At 72.5% G+C, this 18,697-nt stretch carries 17 protein-coding genes; 10 read left to right on the plus strand and 7 right to left on the minus strand.

Going from position 1 to position 18,697, the window contains the following annotated elements; all coding sequences use genetic code 11:
* Window positions 1–5: 5 nt before the first annotated feature.
* From ABT381_RS21835 to ABT381_RS21850, 4 genes are all read right to left on the minus strand, one after another.
* A complete protein-coding gene (locus tag ABT381_RS21835; protein ID WP_351596838.1) occupies window positions 6–1,238 on the minus strand; it encodes a cytochrome P450 in 1,233 nt (410 codons plus the stop codon).
* A gap of 26 nt (window positions 1,239–1,264) precedes the next feature.
* Window positions 1,265–1,588, minus strand: a complete 324-nt coding sequence (locus tag ABT381_RS21840) for a hypothetical protein (RefSeq protein WP_351596799.1) — start codon at window positions 1,586–1,588, stop codon at window positions 1,265–1,267.
* 123 nt (window positions 1,589–1,711) lie between these two features.
* Window positions 1,712–2,386, minus strand: a complete 675-nt coding sequence (locus tag ABT381_RS21845) for an HAD family hydrolase (protein ID WP_351596802.1) — start codon at window positions 2,384–2,386, stop codon at window positions 1,712–1,714.
* A gap of 91 nt (window positions 2,387–2,477) precedes the next feature.
* Window positions 2,478–3,674 carry a 4-hydroxybenzoate 3-monooxygenase gene (locus tag ABT381_RS21850; protein WP_351596805.1) on the minus strand — a complete coding sequence of 399 codons (1,197 nt, stop codon included), beginning with the start codon at window positions 3,672–3,674 and terminating at the stop codon, window positions 2,478–2,480.
* 185 nt (window positions 3,675–3,859) lie between these two features.
* On the opposite strand from ABT381_RS21850, the gene ABT381_RS21855 reads away from it, so the two are divergent.
* Entirely contained in the window at window positions 3,860–5,551 is a 1,692-nt protein-coding gene (locus ABT381_RS21855) for an IclR family transcriptional regulator domain-containing protein (protein WP_351596840.1), read from the plus strand.
* On the opposite strand, the gene ABT381_RS21860 is transcribed toward ABT381_RS21855, so the two are convergent.
* Entirely contained in the window at window positions 5,548–6,036 is a 489-nt protein-coding gene (locus ABT381_RS21860) for a MarR family winged helix-turn-helix transcriptional regulator (protein WP_351596808.1), read from the minus strand. The two genes, ABT381_RS21855 and ABT381_RS21860, sit on opposite strands and share 4 nt — an antisense overlap.
* Window positions 6,037–6,262: 226 nt before the next feature.
* Here ABT381_RS21860 and ABT381_RS21865 point away from each other — a divergent pair, with 226 nt between their 5' ends.
* From ABT381_RS21865 to ABT381_RS21890, 6 genes are read left to right on the plus strand one after another with little or no spacing between them, the layout of a single operon-like run.
* The gene (locus tag ABT381_RS21865) at window positions 6,263–7,198 is read left to right on the plus strand and encodes an SDR family NAD(P)-dependent oxidoreductase (protein ID WP_351596810.1); all 936 of its coding nucleotides are present in this window, start codon (window positions 6,263–6,265) and stop codon (window positions 7,196–7,198) included.
* An 18-nt stretch (window positions 7,199–7,216) separates the two neighbouring features.
* Window positions 7,217–8,083 carry an amidohydrolase family protein gene (locus ABT381_RS21870; protein ID WP_351596842.1) on the plus strand — a complete coding sequence of 289 codons (867 nt, stop codon included), beginning with the start codon at window positions 7,217–7,219 and terminating at the stop codon, window positions 8,081–8,083.
* Window positions 8,084–8,135: 52 nt separating this feature from the next.
* Entirely contained in the window at window positions 8,136–9,641 is a 1,506-nt protein-coding gene (menE, locus tag ABT381_RS21875; RefSeq protein ID WP_351596813.1) for an o-succinylbenzoate--CoA ligase, read from the plus strand.
* Between the two features lie 35 nt (window positions 9,642–9,676).
* Window positions 9,677–10,132: a MaoC family dehydratase gene (locus ABT381_RS21880; RefSeq protein WP_351596816.1), complete on the plus strand. Its 456-nt coding sequence runs from the start codon at window positions 9,677–9,679 to the stop codon at window positions 10,130–10,132.
* Entirely contained in the window at window positions 10,129–11,451 is a 1,323-nt protein-coding gene (locus tag ABT381_RS21885) for an MFS transporter (RefSeq protein WP_467754647.1), read from the plus strand. The genes ABT381_RS21880 and ABT381_RS21885 overlap by 4 nt, the downstream gene beginning before the upstream one ends.
* Complete coding sequence (locus ABT381_RS21890) at window positions 11,451–12,836, plus strand: alpha/beta hydrolase family protein (protein ID WP_351596821.1); 1,386 nt, start codon at window positions 11,451–11,453, stop codon at window positions 12,834–12,836. Before ABT381_RS21885 ends, ABT381_RS21890 begins: the two co-directional genes overlap by 1 nt.
* 17 nt (window positions 12,837–12,853) lie before the next feature.
* Here the strand turns inward: ABT381_RS21890 and ABT381_RS21895 are convergent, their stop codons facing one another.
* Window positions 12,854–13,186 carry a plasmid stabilization protein gene (locus ABT381_RS21895; protein ID WP_351596824.1) on the minus strand — a complete coding sequence of 111 codons (333 nt, stop codon included), beginning with the start codon at window positions 13,184–13,186 and terminating at the stop codon, window positions 12,854–12,856.
* Window positions 13,187–13,271: 85 nt separating this feature from the next.
* Entirely contained in the window at window positions 13,272–13,829 is a 558-nt protein-coding gene (locus ABT381_RS21900) for a cysteine hydrolase family protein (protein ID WP_351596827.1), read from the minus strand.
* 220 nt (window positions 13,830–14,049) lie between these two features.
* On the opposite strand from ABT381_RS21900, the gene fdh reads away from it, so the two are divergent.
* From fdh to nrfD, 3 genes are all read left to right on the plus strand, one after another.
* Entirely contained in the window at window positions 14,050–17,325 is a 3,276-nt protein-coding gene (gene fdh, locus ABT381_RS21905; protein ID WP_351596830.1) for a formate dehydrogenase, read from the plus strand.
* On the plus strand, window positions 17,322–18,272 hold the full coding sequence (locus ABT381_RS21910) for a 4Fe-4S dicluster domain-containing protein (protein ID WP_351596833.1): 951 nt from the start codon (window positions 17,322–17,324) through the stop codon (window positions 18,270–18,272). The genes fdh and ABT381_RS21910 overlap by 4 nt, the downstream gene beginning before the upstream one ends.
* Window positions 18,269–18,697 (plus strand): NrfD/PsrC family molybdoenzyme membrane anchor subunit (gene nrfD / locus ABT381_RS21915; protein ID WP_351596836.1); only part of this gene is annotated, 429 nt, incomplete at its 3' end. The genes ABT381_RS21910 and nrfD, both read left to right, overlap by 4 nt.

Raw genomic sequence — 18,697 nt, forward strand, 5'->3', positions numbered from 1 at the left:
CCCGGTCAGCGGACGCCGGTGACGACGAAACCGCCGCGTACCGTCGAGGGAACGCGGTGCAGCGGCACCGTCAGGTCCTGCTCCGGCACCCGGTACTCCAGCCGTGCCAGCAGGGGTACGAGGGTCTGGAGCAGCGCGAGCACGATGTCCTCGCCCGGGCAGCGGTGGCCGCTGGAGACCTCGCCGCCGCCCTGCGGGATGAGGTCGTCGCGGCCCGGCTCGGCGTCCGTGAAGCGCGTGGGGTCGAAGGTGTACGGGCGTGGCCACAGGTCGGGGTCGTGGTTCTGGCCGTAGACGTCGAGCAGGACCATCGTGCCGGCCCCGATGCGCTCGCCCTGCCACTCCAGGTCGCGTGCGGCCAGCCCGCCGAGGAACGGCACGAAGGGGTAGAAGCGGCGTACCTCGTGGGCGAAGCCGCGGGCGTACCCGGCGTCGCCCTTGGCGAGCGGCGCGCGGTGCTCGGGCCAGCGGTGCAGGGCGTGCGCGGCGAACGTGAGGAACCAGGCGACCGCGACGGTCGGCCGGATGACGTTGAGCACCTCGACGGCGGCCGTGTGCGCGTCGAGCGGGGAGCCGTCCACCTCGAGGTGCCGGGCCACCTCCGTCAGCGCCGAACCGGTCGGCCGGCCCGACGCCTCGTGCTCCGGCCCGGCCCGCCGGATGTCCTCGATGCGGCGCGCCAGCCGCTCCTCCTGGCGGCCGCGCGCACGGCGGGCCCGCCAGTGGCGCGGCCCCGGCGTCGCGAAGCCGTCCACCATCGCCACCAGGTCGTCGGCCATCTCCTGCGCGCCGTCGTCGTCGAGCGCGATGCCCGCCCAGTCGCAAACCGCGCGGGTGAGCAGCAGCGCGAACGCGTCGAAGAGGACGACGCGCGGGCGGCCGGCCCAGTCGGCGCGGGCCCGCTCCCATTCGGCGGCCGCGCGCTCGGTCAGGTCGGCGATGCCCTCCTCGTCCTTGAGCAGGTGCACGAAGAGGGCCTTGCGCACCCGGTGCCGGTCGCCGTCGAGGGTGTGCACCGCGCCGCGGCCGAAGAGCGTGTCGAGCACCGGGCCCGGCAGCGCGTCACGGCGGTGGATGTGGCTCTCGTCGTAGAAGAACCGCACGGCATCCGGGCCGTGCAGCGCGATCGCCGGCTTTCCCAGCAGCCGGGTGCGGACCGGTGCGCCGCCGTTGCGGCGCCTGCGGTCGGGCAGCCACGCGTACCCCTCCAGGAGCAGCGGCACGGTGCTGTCGGACAGGGACGACAAAGACACCCCCACAGCGCTCAGTCCTCCTCGGGCCGCGCGGACCCCTGCCGCTTCGCGCGCGGCGGCCGGGTGCGGGCGGGCTCGTCCGGGTCGGGCCGGGTACCGGCCTTCGCGCGCTCGCCCTCGTCGACGGACTCCTGGGCGTCCAGGCTGGTGGTCAGGGGGTCCCCGCTCTCGCCGGCCACGTGCCGCCGCTGTTCGGGGCCGGCGACGCGCGTCTCGGCGTCCTCGAACTCGGCCAGCACCTCCTTCGCCGCCGTGTCCCGGCTCCGGGGGTCGCCCCGGCCCGCGCCCTTGGCGGCGCTGCGCCCGTTCTCGCCCTGCTCGTTCTTCCGGGTCATAACGCTCCGTTCCGTCCTTCCGGGACTCTCTTCCGGGGACTGCACGAGATTCCACGGGTGCCCCGCCGAACGGGCCTCAACTCATGATGGTGCGCCAACTCATATCCGGCATCACGGACAAGGTCATTCCTCCTCCTCCACCCGGGCGAAGAGGCTGTCGTCGAGCCGGGCCAGCAGGTCGGCCGGGTCCGCGTACACCTCCGAGGCGCCGGCCTTCTCCAAATCGGCCCGCGGGATGCCGCCGCACAGCAGGGCGACCGCGCCGACCCCGGCCCGGCTCGCGGCCTGCATGTCCCACACCGAGTCCCCCACGAACACCGCCTGCTCCGCCGCCACCCCGGCCAGCTTCCTGGCGTGTTCCACCGGCTCGGGCGCGGGCTTGCCCTCGCTGACGTCGTCCGCGCTCGCGGTGTCCACGATGGCGTCGTCGGCGTCGATGGCCCGGCGCAGCGCGCCCAGCTCGTGCCCGCCGGCCGAGGTGACCAGCACGTTCCGCCAGCCGCGTGCCGCCAGGGCGCGCAGCAGCTCGCCCGCGGCGTCCATCGCGGGCAGCCGCTCGAAGTACGTGGCGTACAGCGTCTTGTGCCCGGCGCTGATGTCCGCGTCCTGCCCGGTGTCCCGGTCCTCCCCCAGTACATGGGCGATCAGATCGCTCGACGGGCGTCCGAGCGCGTGGTGGATGGCGGTCATCGGCACGTGATGCCCGCGCTGCCGGAACGCCTCCCACCACGCCGTGACGTGGAGGTGGTTGGTGTCGGCGAGCGTGCCGTCGACGTCGAACAGTGCCGCGCGTGCCATGACTGTGCCTTTCCGTCCGGGACGTACGGCGTACGGAGTACCCGTCACAGCGGCACCGACTACCCCGGCCCCCGGCCGAACGGGTGAACGCTCAGGCCACCGGCTGCGTGCGGAGCGGCAGACCCGTGTAGTTCTCGGCCAGTTCGGCGGCGGCGTGCGGGGACGTCGCGATGCGGTCGAGCTGGGAGAGCTGGAGGCGGGTCTCGAAGGGGGACTGGTCGGGTGCGGTGTGGAGGGTGGTGGTCATGAAGTACGAGAAGTGCTCGGCGCGCCAGACGCGGCGCAGGCAGGTGTCGGAGTAGGAGTCCAGGAGGTCCGTGGCGCCGGTGGCGTGCCAGTGGGTCAGCGCGCGGGCCAGGACGATGACGTCGGCGGCGGCGAGGTTGAGGCCCTTGGCGCCGGTGGGCGGCACGATGTGCGCGGCGTCGCCGGCCAGCAGGACCCGGCCGTACGCCATCGGTTCGGTGACGTGGCTGCGCATCGGGAGGACCGACTTGCTCGTGATCCGGCCGCGCTTGAGGCGCCAGCTGGGGTCGGCGTCGAGGGCGAAGCGGGCGTCGAGCTCGTCCCAGATGCGGTCGTCGGACCAGTCGGCGGGGTCGGTGCCGTTGGGGACCTGGAGGTAGTGCCGGCTGACCGCCGGGGACCGCATGCTGGCCAGCGCGAAGCCGCGGTCGGAGTGGGCGTAGATCAGCTCGTCGGCGGCGGGCGGCGCGTCGGCGAGGATGCCGAGCCAGGAGTACGGGTACACGCGCTCGTACGTGGTGCGCAGGTGCTCCGGTACGGCGTTGCGGGCGACGCCGTGGAAGCCGTCGCAGCCGACGACGTAGTCGCAGGTGAGGGTCTGTTCCTTGCCCTCGTGGGTGTAGCGGATCAGCGGGCGGTCGGTGTCGGCGCCCTCCACGGAGTGCACGTCCGCTTCGAAGAGCAGCGGGCCGCCCTCGGCGAGCTGGAGCGCGATGAGGTCCTTGACGACCTCGGTCTGCGCGTACACCGTCACCCGGCGCCCGTCGGCGAGGGAGGGGAAGTCGACGCGGTGGGCGCGCCGGTCGAAGCGCAGCTCGATGCCGTCGTGGACCATGCCCTCCGCGTCCAGCCGCGCCCCGGCCCCGCACGCACGCAGCGCGTCCACGGTGGCCTGTTCGAGGATTCCGGCGCGCTGGCGCTGCTCCACGTAGGCGCGGTCGCGGCGCTCCAGCAGGACGCTGTCGATGCCGGCGGTGTGCAGCAGGCGGGCGAGCAGCAGGCCGGAGGGGCCGCCGCCGATGATCCCGACGGTGGTGTGCATGTGGTGTCTCCTCGTCGTCGAGGACGGTGCGGTATCGGTTCGAGTACCGCTCCTTGTGGCGGATGTTCGCGTAGTGAAATAATGTTCACGACCGCATGGCCATGAGTCTGCGCCCGCCCCGTACGCCTGTCAACGGTTTGATCATGGGCGATTACGGTGTACTGGAGATCCACGACGGAGAGCCGATGCCACCGACCGAGACCACGATGCCGCCCGCCGCCGGCGAGGTACCGGCCGAGGCCGTGACGCCGCTGCTGCGCGGCATCGCCGTGCTGCGCCGGCTCACCGACGCCGACGGCACGCTGAGCCTGAGCGAGCTGGAGCGCGCCACCGGCCTCGCCCGCTCCACCGTCGACCGGGTGACCGCGACCCTCGCCCGCATGGGCTTCGTGCGCCTGGACGGCCGGGACGCCACGCTCACCCCGCGCGTCATGGCGCTGGGCAACGCCTACCTCGCCGCGCTGCGGCTGCCCGGGCTGCTCGGCGGGCACGCCGACGCGCTCGCCGACGCGCTGGACGAGTCGGTGTCCCTCGCGGTCCCCGACCGGGACGGCATCCGCTTCCTGCACCAGGCGACCCGGCGCCGCGCGATGTCCCTCAGCTTCCGCATCGGCGACCTGCTGCCGGCCGAGCGCACGGCGCCGGGCGCGCTGTTCGCCGCGGAGTGGACCGAGGCGGAGTGGGCGCGCTGGCGGGAGCGCCGGGCCGCCGACCCGGAGGACCGCGGCTTTCCTGCGGTACCGCCGCGTGACGCCGCACGGGCCGCGGCGGAAGGCGACCTCTTCGAGGAGCTTGCACGGCAGGCGCGCGAACAGGGGTGGGCGCTGGACGACCAGCTGATCGAGCCGGGGCTGGTCGCGCTGGCTGTGCCGGTACGCGCCCCGGAGGGGTCGGTCAGGTGCGCGGTGAGCGTGGTGAGCCACACCAGCCGGCACAGCGCCGCCTCGCTGCGGGACACGCTGCTGCCCCGGCTGCGGGAGACCGTGGACGGCATGGAGCGGGAGCTGCGGCGGGCGCGGGAGACGCCGGCGGAGGCGGCCGTCCCGCCGCCCGCACCGCTCGCCGCCTGGACGGCCGCCTCCAAGCAGGAACTGGGCCGGGAGTTCATCGAGTCGCTGGCCCGCGGCCTGACCGTGCTGACGGCGTTCGGCGCCGGGCGCGCCGAGCTGACGCTGTCAGCGGCCGCCGAGGCCACCGGGCTGGCGCGGGCCACGGCCCGCCGGGCCCTGATCACCCTGGAACACCTGGGGTACGTCACCTCCGAAGGGCGCGCCTTCCGGCTCACCCCGCGGGTGCTGGCACTCGGCTATCCCCCGCTCTCCCGTACGTCGCTCCCCCGGATCGCCGCGCCGCACCTCGCCACGCTCGCGGCGCGCGTGCACGATTCGGCGTCCCTGGCCGTGCTCGCGGGCGACGACATCCAGTACACGGCGCGGGTCGCCACCACCCGCGTGATGAGCGTCAACATCACCACCGGCACCCGGCTGCCCGCGTATGCCACCGCGCTCGGCCGGGTGATGCTGGCCGGCCTGCCGCCCGCCGAGCGGTCCGCACGGCTCGCGCGCACCGAAGCGCAGCCGCTGACCCCGCGGACGGTCACCGATCCCGCCGAACTCGCCGCCGTACTGGACCGGGTGGCCGGTCAGGGCTACGCACTGGTGGAGGAGGAGCTGGAGGAGGGCCTCCGCTCGATCGCCGTACCGGTCCGCGACGGCACGGGCGAGGTCGTCGCGGCGGTGAACGTCGCGATGCACACCGTCCGCCGCAGCGCGGAGGACTGCGTCACCGACGTCCTGCCGGAGCTGCGCGCCGCGGTGTCCGGCATCGAGGCGGACCTGCACATCGCGGGCCGCTTCGCACCCATCCCGACGACTTAAAGCCCCTCGTCCCGCTGCGCCACCCGCAGCAGCAGCGCGTGCAGCGTGTCGCGCTCCTCTTCCGACAGCGGGCCGGTCAGTTCGTCGGTGACGCGGTGGCTGGCCTCGTCGGTGTCCCGGAGGTACGTACGGCCGGCCTCGGCCAGTACGACGATGCGGCGGCGCCGGTCGGCGGGGGCCGGGCGGCGCTCGACGAGGCGGAGCCGTTCGAGGTCGTCGACGAGTCCGACGATGGCGCTCGGGTCGTACCCCAGCCGCTCGCTCAGCTCCCGCTGCGGTGCGCCCTCGACGGTGGCGAGGTAGCGCAGCAGGGCGTAGTGGCGCAGCCGGAGCCCGGACTCCTCCAGGGCCGCGTTGAAGAGCTGTCCGGAGCGCAGGCCCAGCCGGTAGAGCAGGTATCCGGTGTCGGCGTGCAGCCCCCGCATCCACGGCTCGTCGGCGTCGACGGGCCTGGCCTCGGCGGTGGGCGTTCCCTGGGGGGTCATGGCGCTCCCTGTTCGGTGCCCCGCGGGCGGGGCGGTCTCTCCGGCTCTCCATCTCACCAGCGGTCCCAGCATGCCGCACTTTCGATTACGAGAACAACCATTGACGTCAACAATGATTGGTCTTAGCTTCGATCTCGGCGGGGCCGCGAGCCGAACGATCTTCCGCGGCTCATTGCCTCGTATGCCCAACTCCTTTGCTTTGCGCACTTGTTGAGAGGACGTCACCATGTCCGGACCCACTGCCCACTCCCCCGTCGACCTCACCGGCAAGGTCGCCGTCGTGACCGGTTCCGGCCGCGGCCTGGGCCTCGCATACGCCTCGGCACTCGCCGCGGCCGGCGCCTCCGTCGTCGTCAACGACCTCGACGAGGCCGTGGCCGAGCAGGCCGCCAAGACGATCACCGAGGCCGGCGGCCGGGCCGTCGCGGAGGCCGTCGCGGTCGGCACCGCCGAGGCGGCCGACCGGCTGGTGGCCCGCGCGGTCGAGGAGTTCGGCCGGCTGGACGTGATGGTCACCAACGCGGGCATCCTGCGGGACCGCGTGCTGTGGAAGATGACCGACGACGACTTCGACGCCGTGCTCACCACCCACCTCAAGGGCACCTTCACCTGCGCCCGGGCCGCCGCCGTGCGGATGCGGGAGCAGGGCGAGGGCGGCCGGCTGATCCTGGTCGGCTCGCCCGCCGGGCAGCGCGGCAACTTCGGCCAGACCAACTACGCCGCCGCCAAGGCCGGCATCGCCGCCATGACGCGTACCTGGTCGATGGAGCTGGCGCGGGCCGGGGTGACGGTCAACGCGATCGTGCCGGTCGCGGCGACCGCGATGACCGAGACGATCCCGGCGTTCGCGCCGTACATCGAGGCCATGAAGCAGGGCGCGCCGCTGCCGGACTTCCTGCGCAAGGGCGAGGGCTTCGGCACGGCCGAGGACTGCGCCGCGCTGGTGCCCTTCCTCGCCTCGGACGCGGCGAAGGACGTCACCGGCCAGTGCGTCGGCATCGGCGGCGACAAGCTCTCCCTGTGGTCGCACCCGCAGGAGGTGTCCGTGGCGTACGCGGACGGCGGCTGGCGCCCGGAGACCGTCGCGGCCGCCTGGCACACGAGCGTGGGCCGCGAGCCGCAGTCCGTGGGCATCCCCGCCCCCGTCGTCCCGGAGGCGTGAGCCATGACGACCGGCGCGATGAACGTGGACGAACTGGTCGCCATCGACGTGCACACCCACGCCGAGGTCTCCAGCAAGGGCCAGGCGTCCCTCGACGCCGACCTGGCCGACGCCTCCAGCGCGTACTTCAAGATCGAGGGCAACCGGAAGCCGACGCTGCCGGAGATGGCGGCGTACTACCGCGAGCGGAAGATGGCCGCCGTCGTCTTCACCGTGGACGCCGAGTCCGCGACCGGCACCGAGCCGGTACCGAACGAGGAGGTCGCCGAGGCCGCCGCGGCCAACGCCGACGTGCTGATCCCGTTCGCCTCGCTCGACCCGTTCCGCGGGAAGGCGGCGGTGAAGCGGGCGCGGCGGCTGGTCGAGGAGTACGGCGTACGCGGCTTCAAGTTCCACCCGAGCATCCAGGGGTTCTTCCCCAACGACCGGCTGGCGTACGGGCTCTACGAGGTCATCGAGGAGACCGGCGCGATCGCCCTCTTCCACACCGGGCAGACCGGCATCGGCGCGGGTGTGCCGGGCGGCGGCGGGATCCGGCTGAAGTACTCCAACCCGCTGCACGTGGACGACGTGGCGGCCGACTTCCCGCACCTGAAGATCATCCTGGCCCATCCGTCGTTCCCCTGGCAGGACGAGGCGCTGGCGGTGGCCACGCACAAGCCGGGGGTGCACATCGACCTGTCGGGCTGGTCGCCGAAGTACTTCCCGCCGCAGCTCGTGCAGTACGCCAACACGCTGCTGAAGGACAAGGTGCTCTTCGGCTCCGACTACCCCGTGCTCACGCCGGACCGCTGGCTCGCGGACTTCGCGAAGCTGGAGATCAAGGACGCCGTCCGGCCGAAGATCCTCAAGGAGAACGCCGCCCGGCTGCTCGGGCTCGCCTGACCCCACAGCAAGGACCCCGATCGGCCCCCGAAAGGACCCAAGGAGAGCCGCTGTGCGCAACGAGGGACTGGGGTCGTGGCCCGCCCGCCGGGCACGCAAGACCCCGCACCGCACCGCCGTCCGCCACGAAGGCGCGGCGACCACCTACGCCGAACTGCACGACCGCACCACCCGGCTGGCCCGCGCGCTGCGCGCGGCCGGCGTCCGGCGCGGCGACCGGATCGCCTACCTCGGCCCCAACCACCCGGCCTTCCTGGAGACGTTCTTCGCCGCCGGCGCGCTGGGCGCGGTCTTCGTCCCGCTCAACACCCGCCTGGCCGGACCGGAGATCGCGTACCAGCTCACCGACTCGGGCGCCGTCACGCTGGTGCACTCCCCCACCCACGCCGGCCTCGTGGCCGGCCTGGGCGACACGGCCGCCACGGTACGGACGTACATCGAAGTGGGCCCGGCGTACGAGGAGTTGCTCGCGGGCGCCACCGCGGAGCCGCTCGACGAGCCGGTCACCGGCGACGACGTGTGCATCATCATGTACACCTCGGGTACGACGGGCCGCCCCAAGGGCGCGATGCTCACGCACGCCAACCTCACCTGGAACGCGCTGAACGTCCTGGTCGACACCGACCTGACCGCTGACGAGGTGGCGCTGGTCTCCGCGCCGCTGTTCCACACCGCCGGGCTGAACATGCTCACCCTGCCGGTCCTGCTCAAGGGCGGCACCTGCGTGCTGGTGGAGTCCTTCGACCCCGACGCCACCTTCGACCTGATCGCCGAGCACCGGATCACCTTCATGTTCGGCGTGCCCACGATGTACGAGCGGATCGCGCACAGCCCGCGCTGGCCGGCCGCCGATCTGTCCTCGCTGCGCATCCTGACCTGCGGCGGCTCGCCCGTATCCGGGCCGCTGATCGCCGCGTACCAGGAGCGCGGGCTGACCTTCCAGCAGGGGTACGGCATGACGGAGGCGTCCCCCGGCGCGCTCTTCCTCGACGGTGAGCACGCCATCACGAAGGCGGGCTCGGCCGGGGTGCCGCACTTCTTCACGGACGTGCGGGTGGTGCGGCCCGATCTGACGGCGGCCGGCGTCGGCGAGGCCGGCGAGGTGCTGGTGCGCGGCCCGAACGTGATGCCCGGCTACTGGGGCCTGCCCGAGGAGAGCGCCGCCGCGTTCGCCGACGGCTGGTTCCGCACCGGCGACGCGGCCCGGATCGACGCGGACGGCTATGTCACCGTCGTGGACCGCCTCAAGGACATGATCATCTCGGGCGGCGAGAACGTCTACCCCGCCGAGGTGGAGAACGCCCTGCTCGCCCACCCCGGCATCGCCGAGTGCGCCGTGATCGGCGTACCGGACGAGCGGTGGGGCGAGGTGCCGCGTGCCGTGGTCGTCGCCCGGGAGGGCTGCGCCCTGGACCCGGCCGAGGTGCTCGCCGCGCTCGCCGGCCGGCTGGCCAAGTACAAGATCCCCAAGTCGGTGGTGGTGGCGGACGAACTGCCGCGCACCGCCTCCGGAAAGCTCCTCAAGCCCCGCGTCCGCGCGCTCTTCGGCACGCGCTGACGCCTTCCTCTCTTATGTCTTACGGAGAACACCTCATGAGCATCACCGTCCACGGCATCGACGAACTCAAGAAGCTCGCCGGCAGCGACCTCGGCACGAGCGACTGGCTGGACGTCACCCAGGACCGCATCGACACCTTCGCCGACGCCACCGGCGACCACCAGTGGATCCACACCGACCCGGAGAAGGCGGCGCAGGGCCCGTTCGGCGCGCCGATCGCGCACGGCTATCTGACGCTCTCGCTCTTCATTCCGCTCTTCACCGGCCTCCTCGACGTGCAGGGCGTCACCACGAAGGTCAACTACGGCCTGGACAAGGTGCGGTTCCCCTCCCCCGTGAAGGTCGGCTCGCGCATCCGGCTGGCCGCCACGCTCGCCTCCGTGGACGAGGTGAAGGGCGGGGTGCAGATCGCGGTGGACGGCACGGTCGAGATCGAGGGCGGTACGAAGCCCGCCTGCGTCCTGCGCAGCCTCTCCCGCTTCTACGGATGACGGCCGTGAGCGACCTGCCGGACACCCGGCAGCTGCGGCGGGTCGCGCTCTCCGGACTCCTCGGCACGGCCGTGGAGTTCTACGACTTCCTGGTCTACGGCACGGTCGCCGCGCTCGTCTTCGGCGACCTGTTCTTCCCCGCGGCCTCGCCCGCCGCCGGCACCGTCGCGGCCTTCGGAACCTTCGCGGCCGGGTATCTCGCCCGGCCGCTCGGCGGCCTCGTCTTCGGGCACTTCGGCGACCGGCTCGGCCGCAAGTCGATGATGCTGACGACGATGGTGCTGATGGGCGTCGGCAGCTTCCTCATCGGGCTGCTGCCGACGTACGACGCGATCGGCGTCTGGGCGCCCGTCCTGCTGGTACTGCTGCGCGTCGTCCAGGGGATCGCGATCGGCGGCGAGTGGGGCGGCGCGACGCTGATGGTCGCCGAGCACGCGGGCGGCCGGCCGCGCGGCCGCTGGACCAGCCTCACCCAGCTCGGCGCGCCGCTCGGCACCGTCCTGTCCACCGTCGTCGTCACCCTCGTCGCCGCGCTGCCCGACGACCAGTTCCGAATCTGGGGCTGGCGAGTGCCGTTCCTGCTCAGCATCGTCCTGCTGGGCGCCGGGCTGTACGTACGGCTGAAGGTCACCGAGAGCCCGCTGTTCCGCGCGGTCAAGGAACAGCGGACCGCCGCCCGGCTGCCGCTCCTCGACGTGCTGCGCAAGCCGCGCGCGGTGCTGCTGGCGGCCTGCGTCGGCATCGGCCCGTTCACCGCCCAGTCCCTGCTGACCAGCTTCATGGTGTCGTACGCGGTCGGGCACGGCTTCACGCGGACGCAGGTACTCACCGGCGTCACGCTCGCCTCCTGCACGGCGCTGCTGGTGCTGCCGTGCGCCGGGGCGCTGTCCGACCGGTTCGGGCGGCGGCCGGTGGTGCTGGCCGGCGCGGTGCTCTCCGCCGCCACCGCGTTCCCGGTGTTCGCGCTGGTCGACTCCGGCAGTCCCGGGCTGCTGATCCTGGCGCTCGTCCTCGGGCACGGCATCGCCCAGTCCACGATGTACGGGCCGCTGGGGGCGCTGCTCACCGAGATGTTCGGCACCCGCGTGCGCTACACCGGCGCCTCGCTCGGCTACCAGACCGCGACGCTGCTGGGCGCAGGCTTCTCACCGCTGATCGCCGGGAGCCTGCTCGCTTCGTACGGCGGCAGCGGGCCCGTCGCGCTGCTGCTCACGGCGGGCGCGGCCGTCACCGCCCTCACGGTGTGGCGGGTCAGGGAGACCAGCCGCGACCGGTTCGACGCCGAGGAAGCCCATCCCCTACCTGAAGGAGTCCGTTGATGAGAGTCCGTAAGCGGGCGCGGACCGGCGCGGCCGTCGCCGCGCTGCTCCTCGCCGCCACGGCCGCCCCCGCCGCCGCAACACCGGCACCCTCGCACCACCTCGAAGGCACGCTGCCGTCCGGCGCCACGTACCTGATCGACACGCCCGCCCACTGGAACGGCACCCTGCTGCTCTTCAGCCACGGCTACCGGCCGGCCGGCAGTCCCAACGAGGCGATGGACGCCTCCGACGAGGCCACGAAGAAGCTGCTGCTGGAGGAGGGGTACGCGCTCGCCGGGTCCTCGTACTCCGCCACCGGCTGGGCCGTCGAGCAGGCGGTGCCCGACCAGGTCGCCACCCTCGACGCCTTCGCCGACCGCATCGGTACGGCACGGCGCACGCTCGCCTGGGGCGAGTCCTACGGCGGCCTGGTCACCACCGCCATCGCCGAGCGGCACCCCGGCCGTATCGACGGCTCGCTGTCCCTGTGCGGCCTCGTCCAGGGCGGCGTCGCCAACTGGAACTCCACGCTGGACCCGGTCTTCGCGCTGAAGACGCTGCTGGCGCCCCGGTCCGGCATCCCGCTGACCGGCTTCGCGGACGGGGACGAGGCGGACCAGGCGGCTGGCCGGCTGGGCACCGCCGTCTCCGGCGCCCAGCGCACCCCGGCCGGGCGGGCGCGGATCGCGCTGGCCGCCGCGCTGCACAACATCCCCGGCTGGAACGATCCGGAACAGGACCGCCCCGCGCCGCACGACTACCCGGCACAGCAGGCCAACCAGTACCGGGCGGTCAGCACGATGCTGCTGGACGCCGCCTTCCGGCGCCGCCAGGAGGCCGAGCAGCGGGCCGACGGGAACATGTCCTGGAACACGAGCGTGGACTACGCGGCGATGCTGCGCAGGTCATCCGGTTTCAAGGAGGTCGACGCGCTCTACAGGTCGGCGGGGCTGTCGCTGCGCGACGACCTCCGTACGCTCGCCGACGCGCCCCGCGTCAAGGCCGATCCCGCCGCCGTCCGCTACATGACCCGCAACATCGCCTTCACCGGGCAGCTGCGCACCCCGCAGCTGGACGTGCACACCACCGGCGATCCGCTGGTCCCGGTCCAGGTCACCTCGGCGCACCAGCGCGCCGTCACGGCCGCCGGATCCGGGGCGCTGCTGCGCCAGGGATTTGTCGACAACGCCGGTCACTGCGCGTTCACCCCCGCCGAGCAGCTCGCGGCCCTGCACACGGTCGACCATCGGGTGACCACCGGGCATTGGGGCGACACCTCGCCCGGCGCGCTCAACACGGAGGCACGGCGGTCCGACCCGACGACGGAGGCGCGTTACCTGGCCTTCCGCCCGGGACCGTATCCGCGTCCCTACGATCTGGCGCACCCGGGCGACGGGCAGTAGGGCGCGCGGCGGGGCGGTCAGCGGCCCAGTGCCTTCGCCAGTTCGTCCTTGGTCATCGAGGAGCGGCCGTCGATGTTCTTCTGCTTTGCCTCGTTGTAGAGCTGGTCCTTCGTCGGGCCCTTGGGGCCCGTGCGGTTGCCGGAGCGCTGCCCGCCGCGTTCCGGCGCGGACTTCGTGTCCTGGGTGGAGGTCCTGCTCGCCGACTTCGACTCGCCGGAGCGGGCCCGCTCCTTGTTGACCGTCCGCGCGGCGATCTCCTTCGCCCGCCCGGAGGAGGTACCGCGCTGCTCGGCGCCTTCCTTGATGTGCTCGTACTGCCGTTCGCGCTTCGCGTTGGAGCCGCTGGGCATCACGCGCCCCTTTCCGTACCGCGGAACGCGCCTCGCGTTCCGCTCGGCTTCCTTTCCGCCACCCGAGTGCCCGGCACGGCGGCCGTCAATCACGCCGCGCGGCCGCGTCCCAGTCCAGCGTGGCGACCGTGCAGATGCGGGTGTTCATGTTCCGTTCCATCATGCGCAGCGCCGCGTCGGCGAGGTCGGGGTGGATGGGGGCGACCGCGTCGTCCGGGACGGTGACCTTCAGGTGCCGGATGTGCGCGTCCAGCGCGGAGTACATCACGCACTGCTCGGTGACCTGGCCGCACAGCACGACGTGGTCGATGCCGAGCTGGGAGAGCAGGTACGCCAGCGGCGTCTCGTAGAAGATCGAGTGCCGGGCCTTGACGATGAACAGCGAGGAGTCGTCGGGGCGGATCGGGTCCACCAGTTCCGCGTGCGGCCCGGCGAGCGCGGTCTGCAGGATCTCGCCGTGGTGCGAGCGCCACTCGCCGAAGTTGTCGTTGGCGTAGATCACCGGTACGCCGTCCTCGCGCGCCCGTTCGATGAGCCGGACGACGGCGGGCAGCGCCTCGCGCACCGAGGACAGCAGCAGATCGGCGTCCTCGTGGTCGTAGGTGTTGATCATGTCGATGACGATGAGGGCGGTGTGACTCACGCCTCCAGGGTTCACCGCACGCGCGCGGTTCTCACCTCGGGGCCGCGGGCCGGCGGGCCTCGGGTCCCGGGCCGGCGGACGGCGCACGCCGTGGCCGCGGCCGCTCGCCCGATTGGCGGGTGTGAGCGGCCTGTCGGCGGGCACCCGGCCGCATCAGGGGCAACCCTGGAGGCATTCATCACGGGGCCCCGGGCACCGGGCACCGACGGCGGGAGGACCCATGGGCGTACAGCGGCTGATCCGCGACTGGCCCGTGTACCGGCAGCTCACCGGCAAGGACCCGCTCGGCCGCGGACGCGCCGCGATGTCCGCGTACACCGAGGAACTGCGCCCGCGTACGGACACCGCCGACCGGGTGGTGCAGTCGGTCTGTCCGTACTGCGCGGTCGGCTGCGGCCAGCAGGTGTACGTCAAGGACGAGCGCGTCGTCCAGATCGAGGGCGACCCCGACTCCCCCATCAGCCGGGGGCGGCTGTGCCCCAAGGGTTCGGCGACGCTCCAGCTGACGACGGGCGACGCACGCCGCCACCAAGTGCTGTACCGGCGTCCGCACGGCACCGACTGGGAGCCGCTCGACCTCGACACCGCCATGGACATGATCGCCGACCGGGTCATCGAGACCCGCCGCGAGACCTGGGAGTGGGAGGTCGACGGCAAGCGCGTGGCCCGTACGCTCGGCATCGCCAGCCTCGGCGGCGCGACGCTCGACAACGAAGAGAACTATCTGATCAAGAAGTTGCTGACCGGGCTCGGCATCGTCCAGGTGGAGAACCAGGCGCGGGTCTGCCACAGCTCCACGGTCGCCGGGCTCGGCACGTCCTTCGGGCGCGGCGGCGCGACCACCTTCATGCAGGACCTCCAGCACGCCGACTGCATCGTCATCGAGGGCTCCAACTTCGCCGAGGCGCACCCGGTCGGCTTCCAGTGGGTCATGGAGGCCAAGGCCCGCGGCGCGACGGTCATCCACGTCGACCCGCGCTTCACGCGCACCAGCGCCCTCGCCGACCTGCACGTACCGCTGCGGGCCGGCACGGACATCGCGTTCCTCGGCGGGATCATCAACCACGTACTGACCGAGGGCAAGGAGTTCCGCGACTACGTCCTGGCGTACACCAACGCCGCCACCCTGGTCGGCGAGGACTTCCAGGACACCGAGGACCTGGACGGGATCTTCTCGGGCCTGGACGAGGAGAAGCACCGCTACGAAGCGGAGACCTGGCAGTACCAGGGCGCCGACGTACAGGCGCCCTCGGGCGACGTGGAACAGCGGCACGACGAACGGCTGCAGAAGGACCCCGAGACCGGGCGCCACCTCCACACGGCGGGGCACGCCGAGACCCACGGCTCGGGCGGCCCCCAGGCCGAGTCCCGCGCCGAGCAGGACCCGACGCTGCAGCACCCGCGCTGCGTCTTCCAGCTCCTCAAGCGCCACTACGCGCGCTACACCCCCGACATGGTTGCGGAGATCTGCGGCGTGCCGCGGGAGACATTCCTGCGCGTCTGCGAAGCCCTCACCGAGAATTCCGGCCCGGACCGCACCAGCGCTTTCGTGTACGCGGTGGGCTGGACGCAGCACACGGTGGGCTCGCAGTACATTCGCGCGGCGAGCGTCCTGCAATTGCTGCTGGGCAACATCGGGCGGCCCGGCGGCGGAATTCAGGCACTGCGCGGCCACGCCTCCATCCAGGGCTCCAGCGACATTCCCACCCTCTTCAACCTCCTGCCCGGATATCTGCCGATGCCGCACGCCCACGCGCACGAGGATCTCGATACGTTCGTCACGGCGAGCCGTACGGACAAGGGATTCTGGAGCAATATGCGGGCGTATCTCGTCAGCCTGCTGAAGGCGTACTACGGTGACGCGGCGACGCCCGACAACGACTTCTGCTTCGACCACCTGCCGCGGCTGACCGGCTCGCACGGCGCGTACGACATCGTCCTCGCGCAGCTCGACGGCGCCTGCAAGGGCTACTTCCTGATGGGCGAGAACCCGGCCGTCGGCTCCGCCAACACCCGCCTGCAACGCCTCGGCATGGCCAACCTCGACTGGCTGGTGGTCCGGGACTTCTCCCTCATCGAATCGGCGACGTGGTGGCAGGACGGCCCGGAGATCGAGTCCGGTGAACTGCGCACCGAGGACATCGGCACGGAGGTGTTCTTCCTCCCCGCCGCCTCGCACACCGAGAAGTCCGGCTCCTTCACCAACACCAACCGCTGGCTCCAGTGGCACCACGCCGCGGTCGAGCCGGACGGCGACGCGCGCAGCGACCTGTGGTTCATGTACCACCTGGGGCGCCGCATCAAGGAGAAGCTGGCCGCCTCCACCGACCCGATGGACCGCGCGATCCAGGACCTGGCCTGGGACTATCCCGTACAGGGCGAGCTGGACGAGCCGGTCGCCGACGCCGTACTGGCCGAGATCAACGGCCGCGGCCCGGACGGCGCGCCGCTCTCGGCGTACACCCAGCTCGCGGACGACGGCTCGACGAGCTGCGGCTGCTGGATCTACTGCGGGGTGTACGCGGACGGCGTGAACCAGGCCGACCGCCGCAAGCCGCATACCGAACAGGACTGGGTCGCCTCGGAATGGGCCTGGGCCTGGCCCGCCAACCGCCGCATCCTCTACAACCGCGCCTCGGCCCGCCCCGACGGCACGCCCTGGAGCGAGCGCAAGGCGTACATCTGGTGGGACGCCGAGGCGGGCAAGTGGACCGGCCGCGACGTACCGGACTTTGTACCCGACAAGGAGCCCGGGTACGTGCCCCCGGACGGCGCCGAGGGGCCCGAAGCCCTCCGCGGCGACGACCCGTTCATCATGCAGGCCGACGGCAAGGGCTGGCTGTTCGCGCCCGCCGGGCTGCTGGACGGGCCGCTGCCCACGCACTACGAGCCGCAGGACTCGCCGTTCACCAACGCCCTGTACCCGTCCCGGTCCCGCTCGCCCGCGCGCCAGGTCTACCAGCGCCCCGGCAACCGCTACCACCCCAGCGGCGACGAGCCCGGCGCGGAGACCTACCCCTACGTAGTCACCACGTACCGCCTCACCGAGCACTTCACCGCGGGCGGCATGAGCCGCTGGTCGCCGTACCTCTCCGAGCTCCAGCCGGAGTTCTTCTGCGAGATCTCCCCGGAGCTGGCGGCGGAGCGGGGCCTCACGCACACCGGCTGGGCCACGGTCATCACGGCCCGCAACGCCATCGAGGCACGAGTCCTGGTCACCGAGCGGATGAAGCCGCTGACCGTACAGGGCCGCACGGTGCACCAGATCGGCCTGCCGTTCCACTGGGGCCCCAACGGCACGGTCACCGGCGACGCGGCCAACGAGCTGGTGGCCATCGCGCTGGATCCCAACGCGCACATCCAGGAGGACAAGGCGCTGACCGCCGACATCCGACCCGGCCGCCGGCCGCGCGGCCCCGACCTGCCGCGGCTGGTCGCCGACTACCGGCGGCGCGCCGGGATCACCGAGCTCACGGGAAGCGAGCAGCAGTCATGACCGGCGTCTTCTTCGAGACCGGCAGCCTCTTCAGCGGCCCGGAGCCGGACCCTGCCGGGGACGCGGGTCACCCGGACCCGCCCGACCGGGTCGGCTTCTTCACCGACACCTCCGTCTGCATCGGCTGCAAGGCGTGCGAGGTGGCGTGCAAGGAGTGGAACGCGATCCCCGAGGACGGCCTGTCGCTCACCGGCATGTCGTACGACAACACCCAGGGCCTCGGCGCCTCCACCTGGCGACACGTCGCCTTCATCGAACAGTCGGCGCCGCGCCGGGTACCGGCGGACCCACCCGCGCCGGACGGCCGTACGGAACTCCCGCTCACCGAGGCGGACCCGCAGCGGCCCGCCGGGGACATGCGCTGGCTGATGTCCTCCGACGTCTGCAAGCACTGCACGCACGCGGCCTGCCTGGACGTCTGCCCGACCGGCTCGCTGTTCCGCACCGAGTACGGCACGGTCGTGGTCCAGGAGGACATCTGCAACGGCTGCGGTTACTGCGTACCGGCCTGCCCGTACGGCGTGATCGAACAGCGCGCGGACGACGGCCGGGCCTTCAAATGCACGATGTGCTACGACCGGCTCGGCGCCGGCCAGGAACCGGCCTGCGCCAAGGCCTGCCCCACCGACTCGATCCAGTTCGGCCCGCTGGAGGAACTGCGCGAGCGAGCCGCCCTCCGCGTCGACCAGCTCCAGGAAGCGGGCGTATCCGGCGCCCGGCTGTACGGCCACGACCCGGAGGACGGCGTCGGCGGCGACGGCGCGTTCTTCCTCCTCCTGGACGAGCCGGAGGTGTACGGACTGCCACCGGACCCGGTGGTCACCACGCGCGACCTGCCGGCGATGTGGAAACACGCGGGCGCGGCGGCCCTGTCCCTGGCGGCGGGCGCCGCGGTCTCATTCCTCCTGCCCGCGCTCCCGACCCTGCGACGGAAGGGACGGCGATGAGCGGCACCCGTGCCCGGCCCCATAAGGACGGGCGGCGCAAGGGCGAGCAACTGATGGTCCCCCGGGCCGAGTTCGACTCGTACTACGGACGGCCCGTCATCAAGGCCCCGGCGTGGGAGGCCCGGGACATCGCCGGGTACTTCTTCACGGGCGGCCTGGCCGGCGCCGGCTCCGTACTGGCCGCAGGCGCCCACTTGACCGACCGCCCCACCATGGCGAAGGCACTCAAGCTCTCCTCCCTCGCGGCAATCTCCCTCTCCACCGCAGCCCTCATCCACGACCTGGGCCGCCCCGACCGCTTCCTCAACATGCTGCGGGTGTGCAAACCGACCTCCCCGATGAGCGTGGGCTCGTGGCTGCTGGCGGGGTACGGGCCGCTGGCGGGCGCGGCGGCGGCGAGCGCGGTGACCGGCCGGCTGCCGCGG

This window comes from Streptomyces sp. NPDC000151 (assembly GCF_040301705.1).
Taxonomy (GTDB): Bacteria; Actinomycetota; Actinomycetes; order Streptomycetales; family Streptomycetaceae; genus Streptomyces.

What these genes read in the sequence shown, in the direction of transcription:
- ABT381_RS21840 (WP_351596799.1), bottom strand. Translation starts at nt 1,588, where the DNA reads ATGACCCGGAAGAACGAGCAGGGCGAGAACGGGCGCAGCGCCGCCAAG.
- ABT381_RS21845 (WP_351596802.1), bottom strand. Translation starts at nt 2,386, where the DNA reads ATGGCACGCGCGGCACTGTTCGACGTCGACGGCACGCTCGCCGACACC.
- ABT381_RS21850 (WP_351596805.1), bottom strand. Translation starts at nt 3,674, where the DNA reads ATGCACACCACCGTCGGGATCATCGGCGGCGGCCCCTCCGGCCTGCTG.
- ABT381_RS21855 (WP_351596840.1), top strand. Translation starts at nt 3,860, where the DNA reads ATGCCACCGACCGAGACCACGATGCCGCCCGCCGCCGGCGAGGTACCG.
- ABT381_RS21860 (WP_351596808.1), bottom strand. Translation starts at nt 6,036, where the DNA reads ATGACCCCCCAGGGAACGCCCACCGCCGAGGCCAGGCCCGTCGACGCC.
- ABT381_RS21865 (WP_351596810.1), top strand. Translation starts at nt 6,263, where the DNA reads ATGTCCGGACCCACTGCCCACTCCCCCGTCGACCTCACCGGCAAGGTC.
- ABT381_RS21870 (WP_351596842.1), top strand. Translation starts at nt 7,217, where the DNA reads ATGAACGTGGACGAACTGGTCGCCATCGACGTGCACACCCACGCCGAG.
- ABT381_RS21880 (WP_351596816.1), top strand. Translation starts at nt 9,677, where the DNA reads ATGAGCATCACCGTCCACGGCATCGACGAACTCAAGAAGCTCGCCGGC.
- ABT381_RS21885 (WP_467754647.1), top strand. Translation starts at nt 10,129, where the DNA reads ATGACGGCCGTGAGCGACCTGCCGGACACCCGGCAGCTGCGGCGGGTC.
- ABT381_RS21890 (WP_351596821.1), top strand. Translation starts at nt 11,451, where the DNA reads ATGAGAGTCCGTAAGCGGGCGCGGACCGGCGCGGCCGTCGCCGCGCTG.
- ABT381_RS21895 (WP_351596824.1), bottom strand. Translation starts at nt 13,186, where the DNA reads ATGCCCAGCGGCTCCAACGCGAAGCGCGAACGGCAGTACGAGCACATC.
- fdh (WP_351596830.1), top strand. Translation starts at nt 14,050, where the DNA reads ATGGGCGTACAGCGGCTGATCCGCGACTGGCCCGTGTACCGGCAGCTC.
- ABT381_RS21910 (WP_351596833.1), top strand. Translation starts at nt 17,322, where the DNA reads ATGACCGGCGTCTTCTTCGAGACCGGCAGCCTCTTCAGCGGCCCGGAG.